Below are 21,497 nucleotides of genomic sequence, written 5' to 3'. Positions count from 1 at the left end.
AGAATACTACATGAAATATAACAATCCGATTATCCCGGGGTTTTATCCAGATCCAAGCATTTGCAGAGTAGACGAGGATTATTATCTGGTAAACAGTTCATTTGCCTATTCTCCGGGAATACCCATTTGGCACAGCAAGGATTTGGTGCATTGGAAGCAGCTTGGGTACTGTTTGACTCGTGAGAATCAGCTTCAATTTGATGAATCCGTGATGTCCGGAGGTGTGTGGGCGCCGACTCTTCGTTATTATAACGGTCGTTTTTATATGGTTACGACAAATCAGGATAGCGGGGGTCATTTCTACGTTTGGGCGGATGACCCGGCAGGCGAATGGTCGAATCCACTTTATGTGGAGCAGAAAGGCATTGATCCCTCCTTGTTTTTTGATGATGGAAAGGTTTATTTCACAAGCACAGGCTCCGAGCAAGGGATGGGGATCTACCAATGTGAGATTGATATTGAAACGGGTCAAAAGCTTAGCGATACACGCTTGATCTGGACTGGCAGCGGAGGAAAATTCCCTGAGGGTCCACATCTTTACAAAATAAACGATTACTACTATTTGATGTGTGCGGAAGGTGGGACAGAATATGGACATATGGAGACTATTGCAAGAAGTAGATCGCCATATGGGCCTTATGAATCGTCTCCTCACAATCCCATTTTGACACATCGAAGTTCAGATTACCCCATTCAAGCTACAGGGCATGCCGATTTAGTTGAAGCACAGGATGGTAGCTGGTGGGCGGTATTTCTGGGGATTCGACCAGTAGGTTATCCTTACCGTCATCATCTTGGCAGAGAGACATATTTGGCTCCGGTTCAGTGGACGGAGGAGGGGTGGCCAATGATTGGTGATAACGGAGTGGTTGGTTTAGAAATGGAAGCTGACCTGCCCTCACCAATGCCGTGGGAAGAAGAGCCTGAAACCGACGATTTTGATCAATCTGACCTAAGAATGAGCTGGAATTTCATTCGTAATGCTAATAAGGTGGATTGGTCATTGCAGGAACGGGGAGGGTGGCTAGCTTTACGTGGATCAGATGTGAGATTAAACGAAAAGGGAACGCCTGCTTTTATTGGCTGTAGACAGCGGCATTTGAATTGTGAAATTACCACCAAAATGGAATTTAGCCCTCTTGAGGGTGACGAAGCTGGTCTTGTAGTTTTTATGGATCAGAAGTATCACTACGCAATTGGACTAATGCAGATGGAAGGTGAAAATGTTATTACGCTGCGCAGACAGGTAGGGAGCATTAGTGATGTGGCATATTCTTCGGCTTTCGAAGGTACAGGGGTAGAATTGAGAATCCAGGCATTACCTGAAAAATATATATTTTACTATCGAGGTGTGGATCAAATATGGCATCTGCTTGGCGAAGCCGAGACACACTTGATATCTACTGAAGTCGCAGGCGGATTTACTGGAGTATTCTTCGGCATGTATAACTACTCTCCTTATGGAACAACTGCTTATTATGATTGGTTTAGCTATCAAAAGAAATAAAAGGCGGTCGGCTACGTGATCGTCAGAAAAAGCAGTGTTAGCTTGTGAAAAATACAAAGCAGCGATTCTCCAAGTATGGATGAATCGCTGCTTTGTGTTTTTTGGTTGTTGTTTTTTTGTCGTCGTTGGTTGTCTGCCTCAGCTTGTATTTATCAACCTCTTGGGCTCAAGGACCGAGAGGACGTTATTTGCGTATTTATCACTTTTTAAGCATAGTTTCGGACCCCAATGCAGCTATTACTTCGAAATAGATTCATATTGAGTGTTTTTTGAGCAAATAGCGGCTATGCGGTCCTTTAGCATCCCAAATGTGAGATAATACTGCGTTTAAGGTCCCGTGGGTCCGATAGTGATCAGCAGATAGGGAAAACCTGATAGGATAAGCCTGATAGGATAAACCTGATAGGACCAGCCCGATAGAATCAGCGTGTGCGCAAAGGTTACCCATACAAGTTGGTGTTAAGCTGATAGTGCCATATTGTGAATGAAGAACACGTTCGCTTTTATCCAATGAGCATATCTTCCTTCAAACGCTTGATGTCTGCTCTAGGTGGTGAACCAAACATCCGAGAATATTCGCGGCTGAATTGTGATGCACTTTCATAGCCAACTCGGAACGCGACATCCGCTGCATCCGCTGATTCAGATAATAAAAGGCGGCGAGCTTCCTGTAAGCGCAGATACTTTTGAAACTGAATAGGACTCATGGCAGTTACCTCTTTGAAGTGTCTATGGAACGAAGAAATACTCATACTGGCTGTTTCAGCAAGCTCTTCAATCCGCAAAGGTTTATCACAGTTCTCGATAATCTGTTCGATGGCCTCCCGAATGCGGTAGGTGCTGCTACCTTCCATCGCAATTTGAGCGAGTGTAACTCCATAGGGTCCCTGCAGAAGCCGGTATAGAATTTCATCAGTATAAATCGGAGCCAAAAACGGAATGTCCTTGGGATCATCCAGCAAACGTACCAATCTCAGGATCGCATCCAATAGTGGTAACTCTATCTGCCCGACATACATAGCGCGCTTAGCATTTTCTTTCGGAGCGAGTTTAAATTCGGAATCATTTAGTACTTTCAAAATCTGACTCTGCGTGAATTCTAGCTTAAAGCTTAAATAGGGTGCGTTGGGAGAAGCTTTTATAATCTGACCGATAACGGGTAAATTCATTGATGATATTAGATAATTTGCGGGACCATACTCAAAACGCTCCTTGGCCAATAGGATCTCCTTTGTTCCCTGCGCAATGAAACATAAAGAAGGTTTGTATACTCTGTATACTGGCTCGGTCACATTGGAGTTACGAATCACAAACAATGAGGGGATAGCGGTCTCATATACTCCATCCTGGCTCGAATGATGTTCAATCAATCTGGCGAGTTCTTCTTTCCGCTCTAGTAATTCTTTAGACATGTGCTCCTCCTAATGTTTTGTTCTTATTCAATTATAAAGTAAAAACATCTTTTGTGTTAGTGATAGTGAGAGGAATAGGCAATCATTTAAGATAATTGAGATAACGGCGTCCCCTTCATTTATCGCATAATTAGAACTAAGAAAGGGGTTTTGAAATTGAGCAATGTTTTGATCTTAGGCGCTAATGGCGGAATTGCACGACATGCGATTGATTTGTTTTTGAACGAAACCGATGCCCGCTTAACACTTTATCTCCGTAACTCGGACAGATTAAGCCATATAACATCCAGCCGTGCTCGAGTAGTTGAAGGAGATGTGTTGGATAGTGAGCAATTAAAAGAAGCGGTGATCGGGCAAGATGTTGTTTATGCTAATCTGGCAGGTAATTTGGAGAAAATGTCTAAGACTATCGTTGAAGCAATGAACACCACTGGTCTTAAACGTTTGATTTTTATCAGCTCAATGGGCATTTACGATGAAGTTCCAGGAGAGAAGTACAGCAGTATATTGGATCCATATCGTAAATCTGCAGAAATTATTGAAGCTTCAAATCTTAACTATACAATTTTGAGACCTGGATGGTTTACCTATAAAGACGAGATAGACTACGAAACAACTCAAAAAGGTGAACCTTTTAAAGGGAGAGAAGTGTCGCGAAAAAGTGTGGCTGCATTAGTTGTTAAATTGGCCGAGTCACCAGATATGGAAATTCGCCGCAGTTTAGGAGTAAACAAACCCAAAATCTAAAGGAGACACAAACTAATGGAATATACAAAACTTGGTCGTACTGGTTTGGATGTATCTAGAATTTGTCTTGGTTGTATGAGTTACGGAGTACCTGAACGTGGAATGGCTCCGTGGTCGCTAAATGAGGAGCAGAGCAGACCCTTTATTAAAAGAGCCCTGGAGCTTGGCATCAACTTCTTTGATACGGCTAATGTATACTCAGACGGAACAAGCGAAGAAATTGTCGGACGTGCCTTAAAAGAATTCGCTCGCCGCGATGAGGTAGTCATTGCTACAAAGGTGTTTTTCCGGATGCATCAGGGACCAAATGGAGCAGGACTTTCACGCAAAGCGATTATGACCGAAATAGACAACAGTCTAAAACGGCTGGGCACAGATTATGTGGACCTATACCAGATCCATCGTTGGGATAATGACACTCCTATCGAAGAGACCATGGAGGCCCTTCATGACGTAGTAAAGGCAGGTAAAGTTAGATATATTGGTGCGTCCTCTATGTATGCTTGGCAGTTCTTGCAGGCACAGCATGTTGCTGAGCGTAACGGTTGGACTAAATTTGTCTCTATGCAAAATTACTTGAATCTACTCTACAGGGAAGAAGAACGGGAAATGTTGCCTCTTTGCCGGGAAGAAGGAATCGGTGTGATCCCATGGAGTCCGCTTGCTAAAGGTCGACTAACCCGTGATTGGAATAAACAAACAGCTCGTTCAGAGATAGACGAAGTCGGAAAGGCATTTTATGCAAAAATGGCTGAGGCTGACCGCAAGGTTGTTGAGGTAGTTGCCGAAATTGCGGCAAAGCGCGGGATTCCACGTGCACAAGTAGCGCTTGCTTGGGTTCTGCAAAAAGAGCCAGTAACATCGCCTATCATTGGTGCAACCAAAGCAAATCATCTGGAGGACGCCGTTTCAGCGTTATCGGTGAAGCTGGAGCCAAGTGAAATAGCGAGTCTGGAAGAGCCTTATGTGCCACACCCAGTTATAGGAAATCTAAGCTAGATAAAAAAGCGTGATACCCTTGGGGATCGCGCCTTTTTTTTACCTAAGCTAAACTTTCATCTACCATTTAGTGCCTTTAGAAACTTGTCTTTAGTTTGGCTTAATCGTTGCTCAGCACCATGCGGGTGCAAGGGTTTGCATAAATAGGTGAATAAGAAAACACATTCCAATCGATAAAAATGACATGTTCATTCTTCTTTAGCCAAGGTAATATGTATCCGACATGTGAGAGTGAATATAGAAAAGGAGATGAACTCTTTATTATTAATTCCACATTGAAGCATACGCACATGAATACTGAAATTGGCCAACCAGCCATCCTCAATCCAAGTCAGGTGTACCCGACGGTTTCCTTCACACCGTGTGTTAACGGAAGGGTTGCCGGTGAATTGATTTTTGATAGAACGAAACTGGTGACTGAGTTGCCTGAGACTCCTATGGTTAAAGACTCGTTAATGGAATGGACACCGTTAGGCACGGCTGATCTACTGGGTACTTATGAACTGCGAATGACCCTCAAGCAGGACGGAAAAGCTCCTCAGTATGACTCATATTATTTTACCGTGCTGGATCCAAAGAGCATCCCCGCGGGACAGAGCACAATCGCTTTCCTTGGTAACGATGGAATGATGATGTATACCGGTGATTATCGAGGTAATCGGATCTTGGACTTTTCTAATGCGGGTTATAGGGGTGGTGGTGTTGAGATCCCGAATATTCCCGTTAAGTCGACCGTTCTACCCTTGGACGGAGACGCGACGGAACGTATTCAGGTGGCAATTGACCAGTTGGCTATGCTCCCGCTCGATAAGAACGGATTCCGCGGGGCAGTCCTGTTGAAAAAAGGCAGATATGAAGTCGGAGGCACGTTGTTCATTAAAGCAAGCGGGATCGTCCTTCGCGGTGAAGGTCAGGAAAAAGAGGGCACTATTCTCTATGGTACCGGAGCGAAACTGCGAAATCTAATTGAAATTGGTGAAAATGCAGATCTTATGCTGGACAGCAACTCGAAGCAGATGATTTCAGATTTGTATGTACCCTCAGGCTCGCGTTCTTTCCATGTAGAAGACGGGGGTGCTTACAATGTAGGCGATCAGATCATAGTCCGCAGAATAGGTAATAAAAATTGGATTCACGAAATTGGTATGGGTAACATATATAAGCGCCCGGGTGGAACCGTAACCCAATGGTCACCGTTCAATCTGGATTTTGACCGAGTCATCACTGCTATTGTAGGTAATACGATTACGGTCGATGCCCCATTGGCGAATGCTATCGAACGTCAGTGGGGCGGCGGAGAGATCTATAAATATACGGACGATGTCCGCATTCAGCAGGTTGGGGTAGAGAATATGAGGGTAGAGTCCGATTTTGACCCAAGTATTATAGATATTAAGATGGATAACGATACAACAGATCCTTATTATGCGGACGAAAAGCATGCTGAACGCTTCGTCGTGTTCAACAGTGTGAAGAATGGCTGGGTTCGAGAGGTGAGAGGTTATCATCTGTCCTATTCTCTCGTTCAAATGAAGTGTTATTCCAAATGGATTACGGTTCAGGACTGTCAAATGTACGATATGATCAGTGTGGTTACTGGGGGTCGCCGTTATGTCATACATCAGATGGGCCAGCTAAATCTCGCTCAACGTATTTATACAGAGACGGCGCGGCATGCGTTCACCGTCGATAGCTGGGTACCGGGGCCGAATGTATTTCTGGATGGAGAAGCTGTTAAAAATTATAACACCAGTGAACCTCATCATCGCTGGTCAGTCGGAGGCCTGTTCGATAATATCAAAGCTCCCATCTCTATTCGGGATAGGGCGTGGTTAGGCAGCGGACATGGTTGGGCAGGTGCGAATTATGTGACTTGGAATACACACGGAGAGCTCACTTTACAGCGGCCACCAACCGCTCAAAATTACGCCATTGGCCATGTTGGTAGCAAGGTACCCGGACTGGTTCCTAACGATTATGATTCCCGGCCCCGTGAAGATGGATATTGGTGCAGTTGCGGTCAACATGTCGTCATTAATAGTCTCTACAAGCAGCAGCTGATGGAACGTTTAGGTCGAAATGCGCTCAGTAATATAAAAAAATAATTTACAGTAGGGTGCGGAATTTTCCGCATCCTTTTTAGTGTGGATCATAAAAAAACACAACCCCTAACAATCTATGCCATGGAGAGACATCAGGATCAAGAGTAGCATAGGAAGTGGAGTTACTGACGAATGATTTGACCTGAAAATAGGAAAGGCCAGGTGAACAAGAGTTGAGTGAAAGAAGACGAGCGAAACAAGAGGTGGCATTACCGGCAACCAAGCAGGAATCAGAACGTCTTCGATTATGGTATACAAGCCCGGCGTCAAATTGGAATGAGGCTCTTCCCATAGGAAATGGGCGCCTCGGGGCAATGGTGTCCGGTATGATCGGCCAAGATAAAATCCAGCTTAACGAAGATTCAATTTGGTACGGCTGCCCTGGACGCGCAGCTAATCCTGCAGCTCAGCCATATTTAACAGAGATTCGGCAAATGTTGAAAGACGGCAGGCAGGCGGAGGCAGAACATTTGGCAAGAATGGCTATGACTGCTTCACCAAAATATGAGCAGCCGTACCAGCCACTTGGAGATTTGATTTTAAAGTTTCTGGATTCTAGTGAGGTTATTGAAGAATACGAGCGGGAGCTCGACTTAGAGCAAGCAGTCGTTACGGTATCGTACCGTTGTGGCGGGGTTCGCTATTACAGGCAATATTTTATAAGTGAACCGGACGGTGTATTGGTAGTCCGATTGACAGCTGACAGACTTGGCAAGATCACGTTGGCTGCGAATCTTATGCGTCGTCCGTTCGATACCGGCTGTAGCACTGGTCCTGCAAACACAGTTTTAATGAATGGGGAATGCGGAGCGGATGGCGTTCGCTTTTGCACAGCACTAAGGGCAGTTCAACAAGGGGGCCGCCAGAGGCTCATCGGGGATTACATCTCTATTGAGGGGGCAGACTCCGTCACCCTTATGCTGGCAGCGCAGAGTACCTTTCGCGTAGATCAACCTGAAAAAGCCTGTCTAGAGCAATTGGATCAAGCTACGGCTCAGTCTTTTGCAACTCTAATAAAGCAGCATAAGGAGGAATACAAGTCCCGGTTTGCTCGATTTTCAATCGATTTAACTAGGGATGGAGACCCGTACGCTGAGCTTCCTACCGATAAGAGATTACAGCGTTTACAGCAAGCAAAAGATGAAAGAAGCAATCCCAATGAGTCTGGTGATCCGGGACTAGTTGCTCTATATGTACAGTATGGGCGCTACTTACTGCTTTCCAGTTCTCGACCAGGTACGTTGCCTGCTAATCTGCAAGGCATATGGAATGATAGCTTTACCCCGCCATGGGAATCAAAATATACAATTAATATTAACCTCCAGATGAATTACTGGCCTGCCGAAGTCCTAAATATGGCTGAATGCCATGAACCGCTGTTTGATCTGATCGAACGGATGCAGTTGAACGGTCAAGAAACGGCAAAAGAAATGTATGGCTGTCGCGGTTTTGTTGCTCATCATAACACTAACTTATGGGCGGAAACCCGACCAGAAGGCATCCTAATTACCTGCACGGTCTGGCCAATGGGTGCTGCTTGGTTATGCCTTCATTTGTGGGAACACTACCGGTTTGGACTGAATCTTTCTTTTCTCAAGGAAAGGGCCTATCCAGTGATGAAGGAAGCAGCGATTTTTCTGCTTGATTACATGGTAGAGGTAGGTGGCTTACGAATTACTGGGCCTTCAGTCTCGCCGGAAAACCGCTTCCTTCTTTCGGACGGAAGCAGCGGCAGCCTCTGTATGGGACCATCCATGGATTTGCAAATCGCATATACATTGCTTTCCGCCTGTTCGGAAGCGGCATTAATTATTGGAGAAGAAGATACAATGTTTCTCTCTGAACTACATGAGACGCTTGAACACATTCCACAGCCGAGTGTGGGCAGTCATGGACAGATTAAGGAATGGCTGTTTGACTACGAAGAGCAAGACGCAGGTCACCGGCATATTTCTCAGTTGTTCGCATTACATCCGGGGGAACAGATTGACATGAGGCACACCCCTGAGCTTGCCGCAGCAGCCCGGCGAACGCTTGAACGCCGCCTTGACGGAGGTGGAGGTCATACCGGCTGGAGCAGGGCATGGATCGTCAACTTTTATGCCCGTCTCGGTATGGGTGCGGAAGCCTATGAGCATTTAATTAAACTGTTAGCCTCCTCCACGTATTCGAATCTTTTAGACTGCCATCCACCCTTTCAAATAGACGGCAATTTTGGTGGAGCAGCAGGGGTAGCAGAAATGCTGCTGCAATCCCACCGAGGAGAACTTCGACTATTACCTGCCCTTCCTAAGGAGTGGTCTTCAGGCAGCATAAGGGGGATGAGAGCAAGAGGTGGTTTTACCGTTGATCTTTCTTGGAGCCAAGGAAAGCTGGATGAAGCGACGATTCACTCTACGGTTACCGCTGAATATCGAATTTGGTCTGCCGTTCCGCTCGATCTGCCAGAACAATCTCTTATTAGCGATGGTCAGGGATTTGAATATACTTTTTCTTCAGTTGCAGGGAAGTCCCGCAAGATTCGTGCACAATAGTCAATCGTAATAAAACACAGGCAAGCCGAAAAATCTCCATTTTGAAGACCTGGATATTGGATTAACATTAGCCATACAACAAAATCCAAACTGCAACCAAAGGAGCGATATTTATGCCACAACAAGTGCCAGCCGCATTGCCAGCGAGCAGGCCAGATCTTTCCCCATTCCAAAGACGAATGACCAATTTGCGCAAATATAAGGCGCTGTATCTCATTTCACTTCCAGGCATTATTTTTTTTATCGTATTTAAATACTTACCCTTGGCGGGTTCCATCATGGCCTTTCAAAACTACAACATATTCAAAGGTTTTACAGGCAGTCCGTGGGTTGGCCTTGATCAGTTCCGGCGGATGTTCACCTATCCAGAGTTTTTGAGAATTCTTGAAAATACTATCCTGATCGGCCTATATGATATGGTCTTTGCGTTTCCGGTTCCCATAATATTCGCCCTCCTTCTTAATGAAGTGAGAAAAGCTTTCTATAAACGGATTTTGCAGACCGTCGTTTATTTGCCCCATTTTCTCTCATGGGTCATTATTGGGGGGATTATGATTGGCATTTTGTCCCCAACGACAGGTATCGTGAACCAGATCTTAAATACTTTTGGGCTCGACTCCGTTTATTTTCTGGGCGAGGACTCGTATATTCGTACCATCCTGGTTGGAACAGGCATATGGAAAGACAGTGGATGGGGAACTATTGTTTATTTAGCCGCACTCGCTGCTGTGAATCCTGAGCTGTACGAAGCGGCTCGGATTGACGGAGCAAATCGTTGGAAACAAACCTTATCTATAACGATCCCGACGATCTTGCCCACTATCATGATTATGTTCCTGCTTCATATAGGTAACTTCCTTGATTTTGGCTTTGAGCGAGTGTTTGTATTTATCAATTCGCTTAATGAGACCAATGGAGATATTCTCGATACTTATATATACCGAGTGGGTCTTATTGATCAGCAATACAGCTATACAACAGCTATAGGCCTCTTTAAATCGGTCGTCGGACTGTTGCTAGTCATGATCGGGAATACGCTTAGTAAAAAAGCATCAGGGGATGGACTTTACTAGAAAGGAGTCGAAGAGTAAATGAAAAATAAAGGTCGCCTATTTGACGTTTTCAACTATATATTTCTGATGCTGGTCGGGTGCTTGATGGTCTTCCCTCTACTGCATGTGCTCGCCAAATCATTTAGCAGCACTCATGCCATTAATGCAGGCGAGGTTAAGCTATTCCCTGTAGATTGGACGCTCATGAATTATCAAGTTATTCTTGGGGATACCTCCATCTGGAGAGCTTTCATGGTAAGTATATTTATTACAGTTGTCGGAACGCTTATTAATCTGATTTTAACTGCATCACTGGCCTATCCTTTATCCAGATCCGAATATTCGATGCGCAAAGGAGTTCTGATTTTAATCCTAATTACGATGATATTTCACGCTCCGCTCATACCGAACTATATGGTCATCAAAAACTTGCACTTGATCGACTCTTTATGGGTATTAATCATCCCATCGGCCATCAGTGCATATAACCTGTTCATCATGCGTTCTTTTTTCTCAGCCCTGCCTACTGAGCTGATAGACAGCGCGCGAATGGATGGAGCGGGAGAGCTGCGCACGATGTGGAGTGTCATCCTTCCTTTGTCCAAACCTGTTATGGCAACTATGGGCTTGTTCTACGCGGTATCCCATTGGAATTCTTATTCATCGGCGTTGTATTTTATCAATACACGAGCGCTTTATCCACTTCAGCTGCGGCTTCGGGAAATCGTACTGAGTAACGACCTTGGGCAAGCGGGCAGCTTATTAGAAAACGTAAATGAAGTATCTCCGGCAGGTGTGCAAATGGCAGTTATTGTCGTCTCCGTCATACCGATTATTATCGTGTATCCGTTTCTGCAAAAGTATTTTATCAAAGGGATGTTAATCGGATCTATTAAGTCTTAAATTAATCAGCTTGCATCATCCTTTAAAAGAAACAGCCATCTGCTTATCAAAATATGGTAAGATATAATCCAAACTCAAAAATGGAAGCGTTGCCAATAATCGCAACTTCAAATCAATTTCATACCACAAGACAACTGATTCTGATTCCATTCCGGAAGGGATTTGATACAAGTGCGAGTATTGATTGTAGAAGATGAGCCTGTCATTCAAAAAGGATTGGTGAAGATGGTCCAGCGTTATCCGGTCTCATTCACCGCGATTTATACAGCCGACGACGGAGAAGCAGCTTTAGAAACTATCCAAAAGCTAGAACCGCATTTAGTGCTGACAGATTTGCGCATGAAGCGGATGGATGGCCTTGATTTATGTGAACGAATTCACCGTGATTACAGTCATGTCCAGGTGGCAGTCATTTCCGGGTACAATGACTTTCAATATGCACAACGAGCAATGGCCTATGGCGTTAAACGGTATTTACTGAAGCCGGTTCTCCAGCAGGATGTGCATGATATGCTGAGAGAACTGATATCCGGCATGACAGGCAGCATTATTCCTGTTCATAAATACGTGGATTGGGCCGAACAGCTGGAACAACACATCTGGCTGCTGCAACGTGATGAGACAAACCATCTGCTTGATGAAAGAGAAACATCGGGTTTATTTGAAGGATTGAACGTCTTTAGCATGGATGCAGTGCTGAATGATTGTCTGCAAATGATCGTAGATCGCTTGGAACGCCGAGGCTGGAAGCCTCCGTCCCGGTGCTGTGGAGATGTGAAAGCCGCCAATACGAAAAAAGAAACGATGTTAGCATTTGTCGCGATAATAAACGGTATACTTGCGGAGCTGCAGCTTACTCGCAAAGGCAACTATAAGGACCCGGTTGAAGAAGCAAAAGCTTTCATTGATAAACATCTGGCTGAGGATGTGTCGTTAGAAGAAGTAGCCAAACGGGTGGGACTTGCCCGCACCTACTTCAGCGCATTATTCAAAAAAATGACGGGGGAAACCTTCGTACACTATCGGATCCGGAGACGAATGGAGGAAGCGCGCAGACTTCTTGCCGTACCCACCATGACAATCAGTGACATCTCGATTCATGTAGGTTACGAGGATTATCCTCATTTTACGAAGACATTTAAAAATCTCGTGGGTGTGTCACCTTCGGAATACCGTGCTTCGTTTGGCATTGAATAATGAGAGCAACCCTCAGCCGGAAGCTGCTATTTTATTTTACCATTGTCATCTTACTTTCCCTGTCAGCGCTGGGGATTTCCTTTTACAGCATTTCTGCCAAGCAATTGCAGGCAAGCACTGAAAACCAAATGATTCAGATCGTAAATAATGCAGTTCATCATACCAATCTCTATATTTCATCCTATCAACGGTCGACCGTGGCGCTACTAACGGATTTGAGAGTTAAAAGATATATTGATCTATCAGCAGATCGTGAGGAATATGAAAATTACCGCTACACGACCGATATTCGCGATGCTATTGTTGAACCTGTATGGATTCGCAATCCCGAGATTGAAGCCCTATATATTATCGGGTATTCCGGGAATGCGCTTTATTATTATAATGGCGGTTCAGCGCCATCTTTTACACAGGAAGACACCGCTAGACAGATCCGGTATTTCAAAGAACATACAGATGTCAGTGGACAGTTGAATGTAATCAATTACAGTATCCGTGGGGATCAAACGCCGATGTTGACCTTAATCCGCAGCATTCGCGGTCTTCAGTCACCAGAGATGAAAGGATTTGTAGGCATCGAAGTCAAAGCGGAGGAACTCTCTACGTTATGGAAAGGAATCGATCTTGGTCCCGAAAGCTATTTTTTTATTGTAGATGGCGAAGGCAGGATTCAATATCATAACGATCAAAACAAAGTAGGGACGTTGATTCCCGATAGTCTTGGCAAGCAAATTGAGCAAGCAGGAGAGGCGATGTTCCGCAGTTCGGCAGAGGGAGTGAAAAAATCTTATATCAGCCGTAATGCGGAATATTCCGGTTGGCATCTGGTTGTATCCATCCCAGACACTCAGCTGCAAAAGCCGCTAATTACCATCCGGAATTATATTATTATTGTCGCGATTTTGACATTTATGATAGCGCTGTTTCTGGCAAGCCGATTTGGTAAGTCCGTTACTACACCCATCCGTATACTGATGAAAGGAATGAGCCAGACCGAAAAAGGAAATTGGGAATTAATCTCCCTTCCGAAAAGCCAGGATGAGGTCACTGGGCTTATCGTTCGTTACAATCTGATGGTAACCCGCCTGTCAGAGCTTGTGGACACCGTGTATCAGTCAGAACTGAAGAACAAGGAAATGGAAGCTGAGCGGCAGAAGGCCGAATTCCAATCCTTACAGCTGCAGATCAACCCCCATTTTTTATACAATACGCTCGAAACGGTGGTCTGCTATGCAGTAATTCAGGATTCAGATGAAATATCAGAAATCGTCGGAGCCCTGTCCTACATGCTGCATTATTCGGTGCGCACCAATCTTGAAGAGATAACCGTGGCCAATGAGCTGAAGCATGTCATCCATTATATGGTCATTATCAATCACCGGATCGGAAGGCCGTTTGAAATCGATGTGCGGATAAAGCCTGAAATGCTTCTGCGCAAAATGGTTCGCTTGACCTTACAGCCACTTGTGGAAAATGTGTTCCAGCACGCCTTTCGTTATGGTGTTGAAGATTATCACACAATTACGATTGATGCTGGAGAGGATGGCGATATCTTCTGGGTCAGCATTACGGATAATGGCAGCGGGATGACCCCGGAGCGGCTTGAAGAACTTCGCCTCAAACTGAGCGAAAATCGACTCGCCGATGTGGAGGAAGGGAAAGGAAGCCCAGGCGGCATCGGTGTGCAAAATGTTCATCGCCGGATTCAGCTTGTCTTCGGAGAAGAATTCGGCGTTGACGTAGAAAGCAGTCCAGATTGGGGAACACGCATGATCATGAGAATGCCGATTTCCGGAAGGAAGGAACAGCAAGTGCTTAACGCATAGGCGCTACTCGCCGAAGAGAACGAGGATCAAAAAGCTGTCCTGAGGTCCGAGCCGCGGACTTTTGGGATGGCCTTTTTTTATAACGACAACCGATCACAAAAAAACACATCCCACAATAATCCACCCCATGGGAGTGCTGATGATACAGCTTTATGATGAGTACAGGTAAACCAAATACCTTTTTATACTAATAAGGGGGATTATCCAGATGAAAAAATGGGTTAGTCTGATCCTATCCACGGCGCTTGTCTCAAGTCTCGTCGCAGGATGCGGAAGCAATGAAACATCGGACGGTAACGTCGATGCAGCAGGCGAATCAAAACCGCTTAAATTTAGTATTTCGTTAAACACAAGCGGAAACGCTTACACGGAAAGTTCTAAAGACATTAACACCGATAAGTGGGTCAAGGAGTTAGAGAAACGGGCGAATGTCGATTTAGACATTAAGTTAATTCCTTTGAAGGACTTTGATTCCAAAATGGCTGTTATGTTTGCCGGCGGTGATATCCCGGATGTGGTTCAAAATGTCGGAGGGGCTACGGATAAATCGATGGCGGGGTCGGTTCAGGCTGGTGTTTTTATGCCGTTGGATGATCTGCTGAAGGAGAATGCGCCCAACCTGATGAAGGTTGTCCCGCAGGAAGCATGGGATGAAGTCAGCTACGACGGAAAAATATATGGCATTCCGACTTGGCTCAGCAATCCGTCTCGACGTGCCACCTTTATCCGAACTGATTTATTGGAGAAAACTGGCCTTCCGGTACCAGTAACGATTGAAGATTTCTTGAATGTGCTGCGCGCTTTTAAGAAACTCGGTGTGAGCGCTCCTTATCAGATGCGTGAGAACTTCAAGTATGCAGATATCGCATTTGGTGCATATGACGCGCTTGGCTATCAGTTTACAGAGGATAATGGAGAGATCGTACCCAAATTTTATAATTCCGAGAATATGGAAAAAGCACTGAACGTATACAAGACGATGTATGACGAAGGCCTCATTCAGAAGGATTTTGCGACAATTCAAACGGCACAGTATGGTGAAAATATTGCTGCAGGCAATGCAGGGATCTGGACAGCTAATGCGCAGAATCTCCTGGATTTCCGGACCCAGATCGCCGCGTCCAATCCGGAAGCGAAAGTGGATATTATCTCGTCGCCAACCGGTGACCATGGACAAAAAGGATACGGTTTGTATAGTTCGGTCAATACCTCACTGTATATCAACAATAAGGTCAGTAAAGAAAAGGCTGCCCGGATTGTCCAAATGTTTGAATGGATGCAGACCCCGGAAGCCAGTAATTTCTATAGCTTTGGGATTGAAGGCGAGAATTACACGGTAAAAGACGGAAAAGTTGATTATAAGCTGCCAGAGAACAAGGCTGCCCAAGACGAAGAGAAATTCCGCACACAGCTGCGCTGGGTAGGGGACGGAACAATCAACCGCGAACGAACTGAGCTGCTTACGGGTGGTAAAGATGTTTTGAAAGCATTGGATGAAACTCTGAGTAAAGAAGGCTTAGGGGGCATCGGATTTGTACCTGATCTGGAGTCTTTCAGCAAGTTCCCTGATCTTGCCTCCAAACGTCCCGATCAGGCACCAAAACTGATCATAGACCATATGGTCAAAATGATTTATGGCAAAGAACCGATTAGCGATTTCCCAAAAGTCATCGAGGAATATAAGCAAAAGGGCGGCGAAGAAATCTTAAAAGAAGCAACAGAACGCTACAAAAATAATGAGGGAATTCTTAATCAGCAAAGCCGGAAATAGATAGATTCTCAGGAAGCCTCTTCATTCGAAGGGCTTCCTGCCAGTTAGGAGGGAGATCAATGAGTCAAACTGCTTTGTGTGATGAAATCATGCGTCTGCCTGTAATCGATACACATACCCATCTCGTCGGCGATAAGCTAAACGCGGCTGACTTCTGGGAAATAGCCGATTATTTCTGGTTGAACCAAGAGCTTCAGTCAGCAGGATATCCGGCGGATGCGGACCAACTTTCGAAAGAGAAACGGGCTGACTCTTTTGTTAGAGCTTACCACGCTTCCCGTAATACGATGATGAATCGTGCTTTTACAGCAATCATGAAAGATTTGTACGGTATCTCCATCACTGATTCAGAGTCGGTGTTCAAAGCGGATATAACGGTTAAACAGCAAAGTAACGATCCCGACTGGGCGCAAAACGTAGCTGACCGTCTGCATGTGCAGCGGTTTATTGTAAACCGTTCGGAGCATGCCAACTTTGCACACATGAGAGAAAACGCTCTACTGATTCCTCGAATTGACTCCTGGCTGCCTGAGCTGGCAAAGAATATTGCAGATGCCTCTGATCCCAGCCGGGAAGCGGCTTATACTCTAGCAAAAAAGTTTATTAGCGAGCAGTTGCACTCATATCAGACGATGGGCTGTCCGGGAATCATGACTACGTTGCCTGCCTTTGAAGCCAATGCTCATGATGTTTACAATCTTAGCAGCGTAACTGGACCGGATGAAATCATGATGCTGCTCCTTCATCATATCTGTTCGGAACTGCAAGTAAGAGGAATGTTCTTGCAGCTGTTTCTCGGCGTCGAACGCAGATGGTGTAATAAATCGGCTGCGCCAGTTAACGATCCGCTACGGATTGTTAAACTGTATGGTTTGTTTGAACGGTATTCCATTCCGTTTGAGCTGGTGGTGGCTTCAGAATTAAATAACCTGGATATTGTGCAGGCTGCATGGAATTTCCCTAACGTTCATGTAGGTGGGATGTGGTGGTATAACTTCAGACCCAGTACCTATTTGCAGAGCATGCAGTATCGGTTGGAGGCACTCGCCCCGCTCAAGTGTTCGTTCATTGTCTCGGATGCGCGCTGTATCGAATGGACATATGGCAAGCTGCTGATCGTTAAAAAAATACTTGCGCGCTTTTTGGAAAGTCAAATAGCGGAAGGCTGGATCAGCCGGGAGGAGGCGCTGAATATTGCTGCGGAATGGCTACATGGCAGTGCTGCTAAACGTTATGGACTAACAGATGTAAAGCAATAAGCCGTGGAGGGAGAATATGACTTTTTCATTGATGAACCGAATGTTGCCTGCTCCTTTGAACGGAGGGTTCCGCATGGAGGATTGGTGGGTGTGGTGCGGTTCAGCTGTGCATGGCGAGGATGGGCGTTTTCATTTATTTGCATCCCGTTGGCCGAAGTGGCTGCCGATGCATCCGGGATGGTTACTTCGCTCAGAAATTGTCCGCGCATCTGCCGATAACGCGGAAGGACCCTATACGTACCAAGAAACCGTACTACCCGCAAGGGGAGCGGAATACTGGGACGGACGAAGCACCCATAATCCGCATATCCTTCGTTATGGTGATAAGTATCTGTTGTATTATGTGGGTTCAACTCATCCATTCGCTGAGCCGCAGCCTAATGAAACAGTGGAATTTGACGACTATCGGGTGATTGCCGCTCGTGCCAACAAACGTGTTGGCTTAGCTATAGCCGACAGTGTATTCGGACCATGGATAAGGATGGACGCACCTATTCTGCCTACACGTCCGGGCAGGTTCGACAGCTTTCTCACATCCAATCCGGCTCCTTGTATCCGCGAAGATGGCTCCTTGCTATTGGTATATAAAGCCCGCAAATACGAGGGCAATTCCTATGGACAGATGACGCTTGGCATTGCCGGTTCATCTAAGGACGAAGGGCCATATAAAGTAATTAACAACGCACCGCTGTTTCCAGCAGAGCGGTCTCATATTGAAGATCCATTTATCTGGCGGACCACGGACGGGTACCAAATGATCGCCAAGGATATGGATGGCCGGATATGTGGAGAAAAGCACGGTGGGATATTTGCATCATCTACGGATGGAACCGACTGGCAGCTGGCTGATTCAACGCAATCGTATTCCCGGCGGGTACTCTGGGAGGACGGCACAGAGCAGTGGATGGGAAGCTTTGAACGTCCGTTCCTATTATTTCAAGAAGGGGTCCCTACCCATTTATTCGCTGCAGTAGCAGATGGACCGGGAGGGTTTCGAAATGCGAAGCACACTTGGAATATGGTAATTCCACTACGGACAACGCTTTAAGAAATTAAATTTCATAAATATCATCAGTGTTTACAGGAGGAACTAAAATGAGTGAAGTAATACCAACTCAACAAACTCGCGGACTGGTAATTTCGGAGTCTACTCTGGAATGGGCGGATGGCGCTTGGCAACAAATTGTAAATAAAGTGGAAAAGACTAGTAAGCGAATTGGTGTTAGTTTTCCGCATGCTTCCGTGAGCGGAGTATACGACAACATGCGTCCATCGTGGTGGACAGCAGGGTTCTGGCCGGGTATTTTGTGGCAGATTGCCGCAGAAGGTAATCATCCGGCGCTGCAAGAAATCACCGAGCAAATTGAAGAGAAATTGGATGAACCTCTTTATGCCCTTACCGTACATCATGACGCTGGTTTTATATGGACACTCTCAGCTTTGGCCAATTACCGAGTGACTGGTAATGAACGCTCCAAGCAGCGCGGGTTGATGGCTGCTGCTCAACTGGCCAGCCGCTTTAACCTGAAAGGGTCATTTATCAGAGCCTGGCATGACACGGAGAAGATAAACCGGGCGGGTTGGTCCATCATTGATACTGTAATGAATCTGCCCTTACTATACTGGGCATCGGAAGTTACAGAGGATCCGCGTTACCGGCATATCGCCGCTGCGCATGCGGAAACGGTAGTTGAGCATTTTTTACGTCCGGATGGATCAAGTTATCATATTCTGGAGTTCAACCCGGAATCAGGCGAAAAAATCGGCGCTATGGCCGGCCAAGGTTATGCGGAAGAATCCGCTTGGGCACGGGGCAGCGCATGGATGATTTACGGTCTTACTTTGTCTTTTCACTATACCGGAGAGAATAAGTTTCTAACGGGAGCTAAAAGAGCTGCGCACTTCTTCTTAGCTAATCTTCCGGAGGATCATGTACCTCACTGGGATTTCAGGGCACCTGATGCAGGCGAAAAGCCGCGTGATACCTCTGCTGGTGCATGTGCGGCATGTGGCTTGATTGAGCTGGCAAAGATCGTACCACAGGCGGAAGCCTCTTTTTACCTGCGAGCCGCAGAACAAATCGTTCGCTCACTTTATGAGAATTATGGGACTTGGGACATTCCGGAAGAGGAGGGCTTGATTCTTTCTGGAACATCCAATCTTCCAGGGGGTGTGCACATTGATACGCCACTGATCTATGGCGATTATTTCTTCGTCGAGGCTGTATCTAAACTCCGCGGAGCCGTTCTTCAGTTATGGTAAGGAACGGAAAAACAACAGAAAACCTTCTCGATGATCCGTATAGTATACAGTCGGTCGAAACTCCGATAGATAACGAGCAGGCTCGGCGTATGGAATGGTGGAAGGAAGCCAGGCTCGGCTTGTTTATTCACTGGGGCCCTTATGCCCTGCCTGCGGGTGAATGGAAGGGAAAAGAAATACAAGCTTCTTACAGTGAGCATATTATGCTACGCGCGAAGATCCCAGTGGCTGAATATGAGGAAATGGCCGCAGCGTTCAATCCATCAGCTTTTGATGCATTGAAGTGGGTACGGACTGCCAAGCGTGCTGGCCTAAAATATATCATCTTTACAGCTAAACATCACGACGGCTTCGCGATGTATGACTCAAGTGTATCCGAATATTCGATCGTCAAGCACACCTCATTGGGCCGTGATCCCCTTCGGGAACTAATGGAGGCATGTCGTGCGGAAAAAATGGTACTCGGAATTTACTACTCTCATGCGATGGATTGGCATGATCCAGACTCTCAAGGGAATACCTGGGATTATCCACTGAATATCGGCGCTTACGATGACGTTCAAACGTGGATAAATGATACCGATAAACGCACCCGCTTTGAACGATATTTGCACAGCAAATCAATCCCTCAAGTCCGTGAGCTGCTGACGGACTACGGCAAAGTTGGTTTAATGTGGTTTGATTGCGGAGGCAAACTGACCCGTGAGCAAGGAGAAGCGTTTTTGGCGGCGGTTCATGCAATTCAGCCAGAATGTTTGGTCAATAGCAGAGTATGGAAAGCACCACTTGGAGATTATTCAAATACATCTGATAATCAACTTACGACTCGTAACCTTGGTAAGTACTGGGAGAATATTATTACGTTAAACGACTCATGGGGGTATAAGAGATCCGATCACCATTGGAAATCCCCTGTAACTATCATCCGCCAGATCATCGATGTTGTAAGTAAAAATGGAAATCTGGTAATCAATATCGGCCCAACAGCAACAGGGGAATGGGATCCGGTATCCGAATCCATTTTGCTTGATGTAGGAGATTGGTTAAATACCAATAGGGATAGCATTTACGGTGCTGGAGAATCGCCCACAGCCAAACCGTCATGGGGCAGATGCACTCTGAAAGGAAACACATTATATCTGCATGTTTTCGATCTTAAGAAGAGAAATAAGCTAATCGTCCCCGGTCTGAAGACCGCTGTTCAAAAGGTATTTGCTTTAGATGGAGGGGAGGAGCTGATTTTCACAAAGCTATCTGAGCAGGATCTGGAAGTCGAACTCCCCAGCTTACCGAACTTTGCCGAAAATTCTAACAACATGCCGCTGGTCATCGCAATTGTCTGTGCAGAACCTGTAGAAGGTAATCCAATCCGATTATTGGAATTTGGAGAAGATACCTTACAAGAATTAGGGGTATTTGAAAGTGAGATCGTTGGTCCAACCCTCCGTTACGATACAGGAAAAAAAGACCATGATAATCTGTTGGACTGGAAGGATAGAGAGGATACCGCAATTTGGCATGTCCGGACATTAGGTCCGGTAAGATTTCAGGTTAGTATCGAATATCGCAGCGAAGAAGGAGAGAATGGTGGTGGCGGAGTCTACCTCATCAAGGCAGCAAATCAAATTTTACAAGCTAAAGTTCATTCTACTGATGGGGTTAGTAATTTTCAAAGCTTTCAAGTAGGTGAGCTGTATTTCCCCACGGCAGGAGAATATACGATTCAATTGCAGGCAGAGCGTATTACAGGGGGGGATTTGATGCAGCCTAGATGTTTAAAACTACTGCAACTATGAGATTTTTATATTGAAATAATGCAAAAGAACTCAAATCACTTGGGTTCTTTTTTTTGTTGATTTAAGGAATGTTGTTGACATATTGCCCTCGGGTAAATATATTGTATATAAGAATAAAAGTTTACCAAGG

The 21,497-nt window shown here is 45.6% G+C and carries 15 protein-coding genes; 14 read left to right on the top strand and 1 reads right to left on the bottom strand.

Features of this window, described 5'->3' with window-relative positions:
* Positions 1-10 precede the first annotated feature (10 nt).
* Positions 11-1,507: a glycoside hydrolase family 43 protein gene (locus MHH63_RS13295; RefSeq protein ID WP_341171652.1), complete on the top strand. Its 1,497-nt coding sequence runs from the start codon at positions 11-13 to the stop codon at positions 1,505-1,507.
* Between the two features lie 503 nt (positions 1,508-2,010).
* Here the strand turns inward: MHH63_RS13295 and MHH63_RS13290 are convergent.
* Positions 2,011-2,919 carry an AraC family transcriptional regulator gene (locus MHH63_RS13290; RefSeq protein WP_341171651.1) on the bottom strand — a complete coding sequence of 303 codons (909 nt, stop codon included), beginning with the start codon at positions 2,917-2,919 and terminating at the stop codon, positions 2,011-2,013.
* 156 nt (positions 2,920-3,075) lie between these two features.
* On the opposite strand from MHH63_RS13290, the gene MHH63_RS13285 reads away from it, so the two are divergent.
* The 13 genes from MHH63_RS13285 to MHH63_RS13225 all read left to right on the top strand — a co-directional run bounded on the left by MHH63_RS13285 (position 3,076) and on the right by MHH63_RS13225 (position 21,367).
* A complete protein-coding gene (locus MHH63_RS13285) occupies positions 3,076-3,666 on the top strand; it encodes an SDR family oxidoreductase (RefSeq protein WP_341144311.1) in 591 nt (196 codons plus the stop codon).
* 15 nt (positions 3,667-3,681) lie between these two features.
* Positions 3,682-4,665: an aldo/keto reductase gene (locus tag MHH63_RS13280; protein ID WP_076309411.1), complete on the top strand. Its 984-nt coding sequence runs from the start codon at positions 3,682-3,684 to the stop codon at positions 4,663-4,665.
* Positions 4,666-4,955: 290 nt separating this feature from the next.
* A complete protein-coding gene (locus tag MHH63_RS13275; RefSeq protein WP_341171650.1) occupies positions 4,956-6,770 on the top strand; it encodes a hypothetical protein in 1,815 nt (604 codons plus the stop codon).
* A gap of 170 nt (positions 6,771-6,940) precedes the next feature.
* Positions 6,941-9,301 (top strand): glycoside hydrolase family 95 protein, encoded by a 2,361-nt coding sequence (locus tag MHH63_RS13270; protein WP_341171649.1) that lies wholly within the window; start codon positions 6,941-6,943, stop codon positions 9,299-9,301.
* 179 nt (positions 9,302-9,480) lie between these two features.
* A complete protein-coding gene (locus tag MHH63_RS13265) occupies positions 9,481-10,374 on the top strand; it encodes an ABC transporter permease (protein ID WP_076190487.1) in 894 nt (297 codons plus the stop codon).
* An 18-nt stretch (positions 10,375-10,392) separates the two neighbouring features.
* Entirely contained in the window at positions 10,393-11,256 is an 864-nt protein-coding gene (locus MHH63_RS13260) for a carbohydrate ABC transporter permease (RefSeq protein WP_076125649.1), read from the top strand.
* A gap of 171 nt (positions 11,257-11,427) precedes the next feature.
* Entirely contained in the window at positions 11,428-12,453 is a 1,026-nt protein-coding gene (locus MHH63_RS13255; protein ID WP_341171648.1) for a response regulator transcription factor, read from the top strand.
* On the top strand, positions 12,453-14,279 hold the full coding sequence (locus tag MHH63_RS13250) for a cache domain-containing sensor histidine kinase (RefSeq protein ID WP_341171647.1): 1,827 nt from the start codon (positions 12,453-12,455) through the stop codon (positions 14,277-14,279). The genes MHH63_RS13255 and MHH63_RS13250 overlap by 1 nt, the downstream gene beginning before the upstream one ends.
* Positions 14,280-14,487: 208 nt before the next feature.
* Positions 14,488-16,050: an extracellular solute-binding protein gene (locus MHH63_RS13245; protein WP_111504065.1), complete on the top strand. Its 1,563-nt coding sequence runs from the start codon at positions 14,488-14,490 to the stop codon at positions 16,048-16,050.
* Between the two features lie 59 nt (positions 16,051-16,109).
* Entirely contained in the window at positions 16,110-17,309 is a 1,200-nt protein-coding gene (locus tag MHH63_RS13240; RefSeq protein ID WP_341171646.1) for a glucuronate isomerase, read from the top strand.
* Positions 17,310-17,325: 16 nt separating this feature from the next.
* The gene (locus tag MHH63_RS13235) at positions 17,326-18,357 is read left to right on the top strand and encodes a glycoside hydrolase family protein (protein WP_341171645.1); all 1,032 of its coding nucleotides are present in this window, start codon (positions 17,326-17,328) and stop codon (positions 18,355-18,357) included.
* Positions 18,358-18,404: 47 nt separating this feature from the next.
* The gene (locus MHH63_RS13230; RefSeq protein WP_076125641.1) at positions 18,405-19,571 is read left to right on the top strand and encodes a glycoside hydrolase family 88 protein; all 1,167 of its coding nucleotides are present in this window, start codon (positions 18,405-18,407) and stop codon (positions 19,569-19,571) included.
* Complete coding sequence (locus tag MHH63_RS13225) at positions 19,565-21,367, top strand: alpha-L-fucosidase (RefSeq protein WP_341171644.1); 1,803 nt, start codon at positions 19,565-19,567, stop codon at positions 21,365-21,367. Before MHH63_RS13230 ends, MHH63_RS13225 begins: the two co-directional genes overlap by 7 nt.
* The last annotated feature ends 130 nt before the right edge of the window (positions 21,368-21,497 follow it).

Source organism: Paenibacillus sp. FSL H3-0310 (genome assembly GCF_038002785.1).
In the GTDB taxonomy this organism is placed as follows: domain Bacteria; phylum Bacillota; class Bacilli; order Paenibacillales; family Paenibacillaceae; genus Paenibacillus_AQ; species Paenibacillus_AQ odorifer.
Note: the sequence above shows the minus strand (reverse complement) of the source record. Positions and strands in the feature narration are given on the sequence as shown.

Coding starts and splice junctions, on each gene's coding strand:
- MHH63_RS13250 (WP_341171647.1), top strand. CDS start 12,453: ATGAGAGCAACCCTCAGCCGGAAGCTGCTATTTTATTTTACCATTGTC.
- MHH63_RS13265 (WP_076190487.1), top strand. CDS start 9,481: ATGACCAATTTGCGCAAATATAAGGCGCTGTATCTCATTTCACTTCCA.
- MHH63_RS13295 (WP_341171652.1), top strand. CDS start 11: ATGAAATATAACAATCCGATTATCCCGGGGTTTTATCCAGATCCAAGC.
- MHH63_RS13280 (WP_076309411.1), top strand. CDS start 3,682: ATGGAATATACAAAACTTGGTCGTACTGGTTTGGATGTATCTAGAATT.
- MHH63_RS13275 (WP_341171650.1), top strand. CDS start 4,956: ATGAATACTGAAATTGGCCAACCAGCCATCCTCAATCCAAGTCAGGTG.
- MHH63_RS13240 (WP_341171646.1), top strand. CDS start 16,110: ATGAGTCAAACTGCTTTGTGTGATGAAATCATGCGTCTGCCTGTAATC.
- MHH63_RS13225 (WP_341171644.1), top strand. CDS start 19,565: ATGGTAAGGAACGGAAAAACAACAGAAAACCTTCTCGATGATCCGTAT.
- MHH63_RS13290 (WP_341171651.1), bottom strand. CDS start 2,919: ATGTCTAAAGAATTACTAGAGCGGAAAGAAGAACTCGCCAGATTGATT.
- MHH63_RS13230 (WP_076125641.1), top strand. CDS start 18,405: ATGAGTGAAGTAATACCAACTCAACAAACTCGCGGACTGGTAATTTCG.
- MHH63_RS13260 (WP_076125649.1), top strand. CDS start 10,393: ATGAAAAATAAAGGTCGCCTATTTGACGTTTTCAACTATATATTTCTG.
- MHH63_RS13235 (WP_341171645.1), top strand. CDS start 17,326: ATGACTTTTTCATTGATGAACCGAATGTTGCCTGCTCCTTTGAACGGA.
- MHH63_RS13245 (WP_111504065.1), top strand. CDS start 14,488: ATGAAAAAATGGGTTAGTCTGATCCTATCCACGGCGCTTGTCTCAAGT.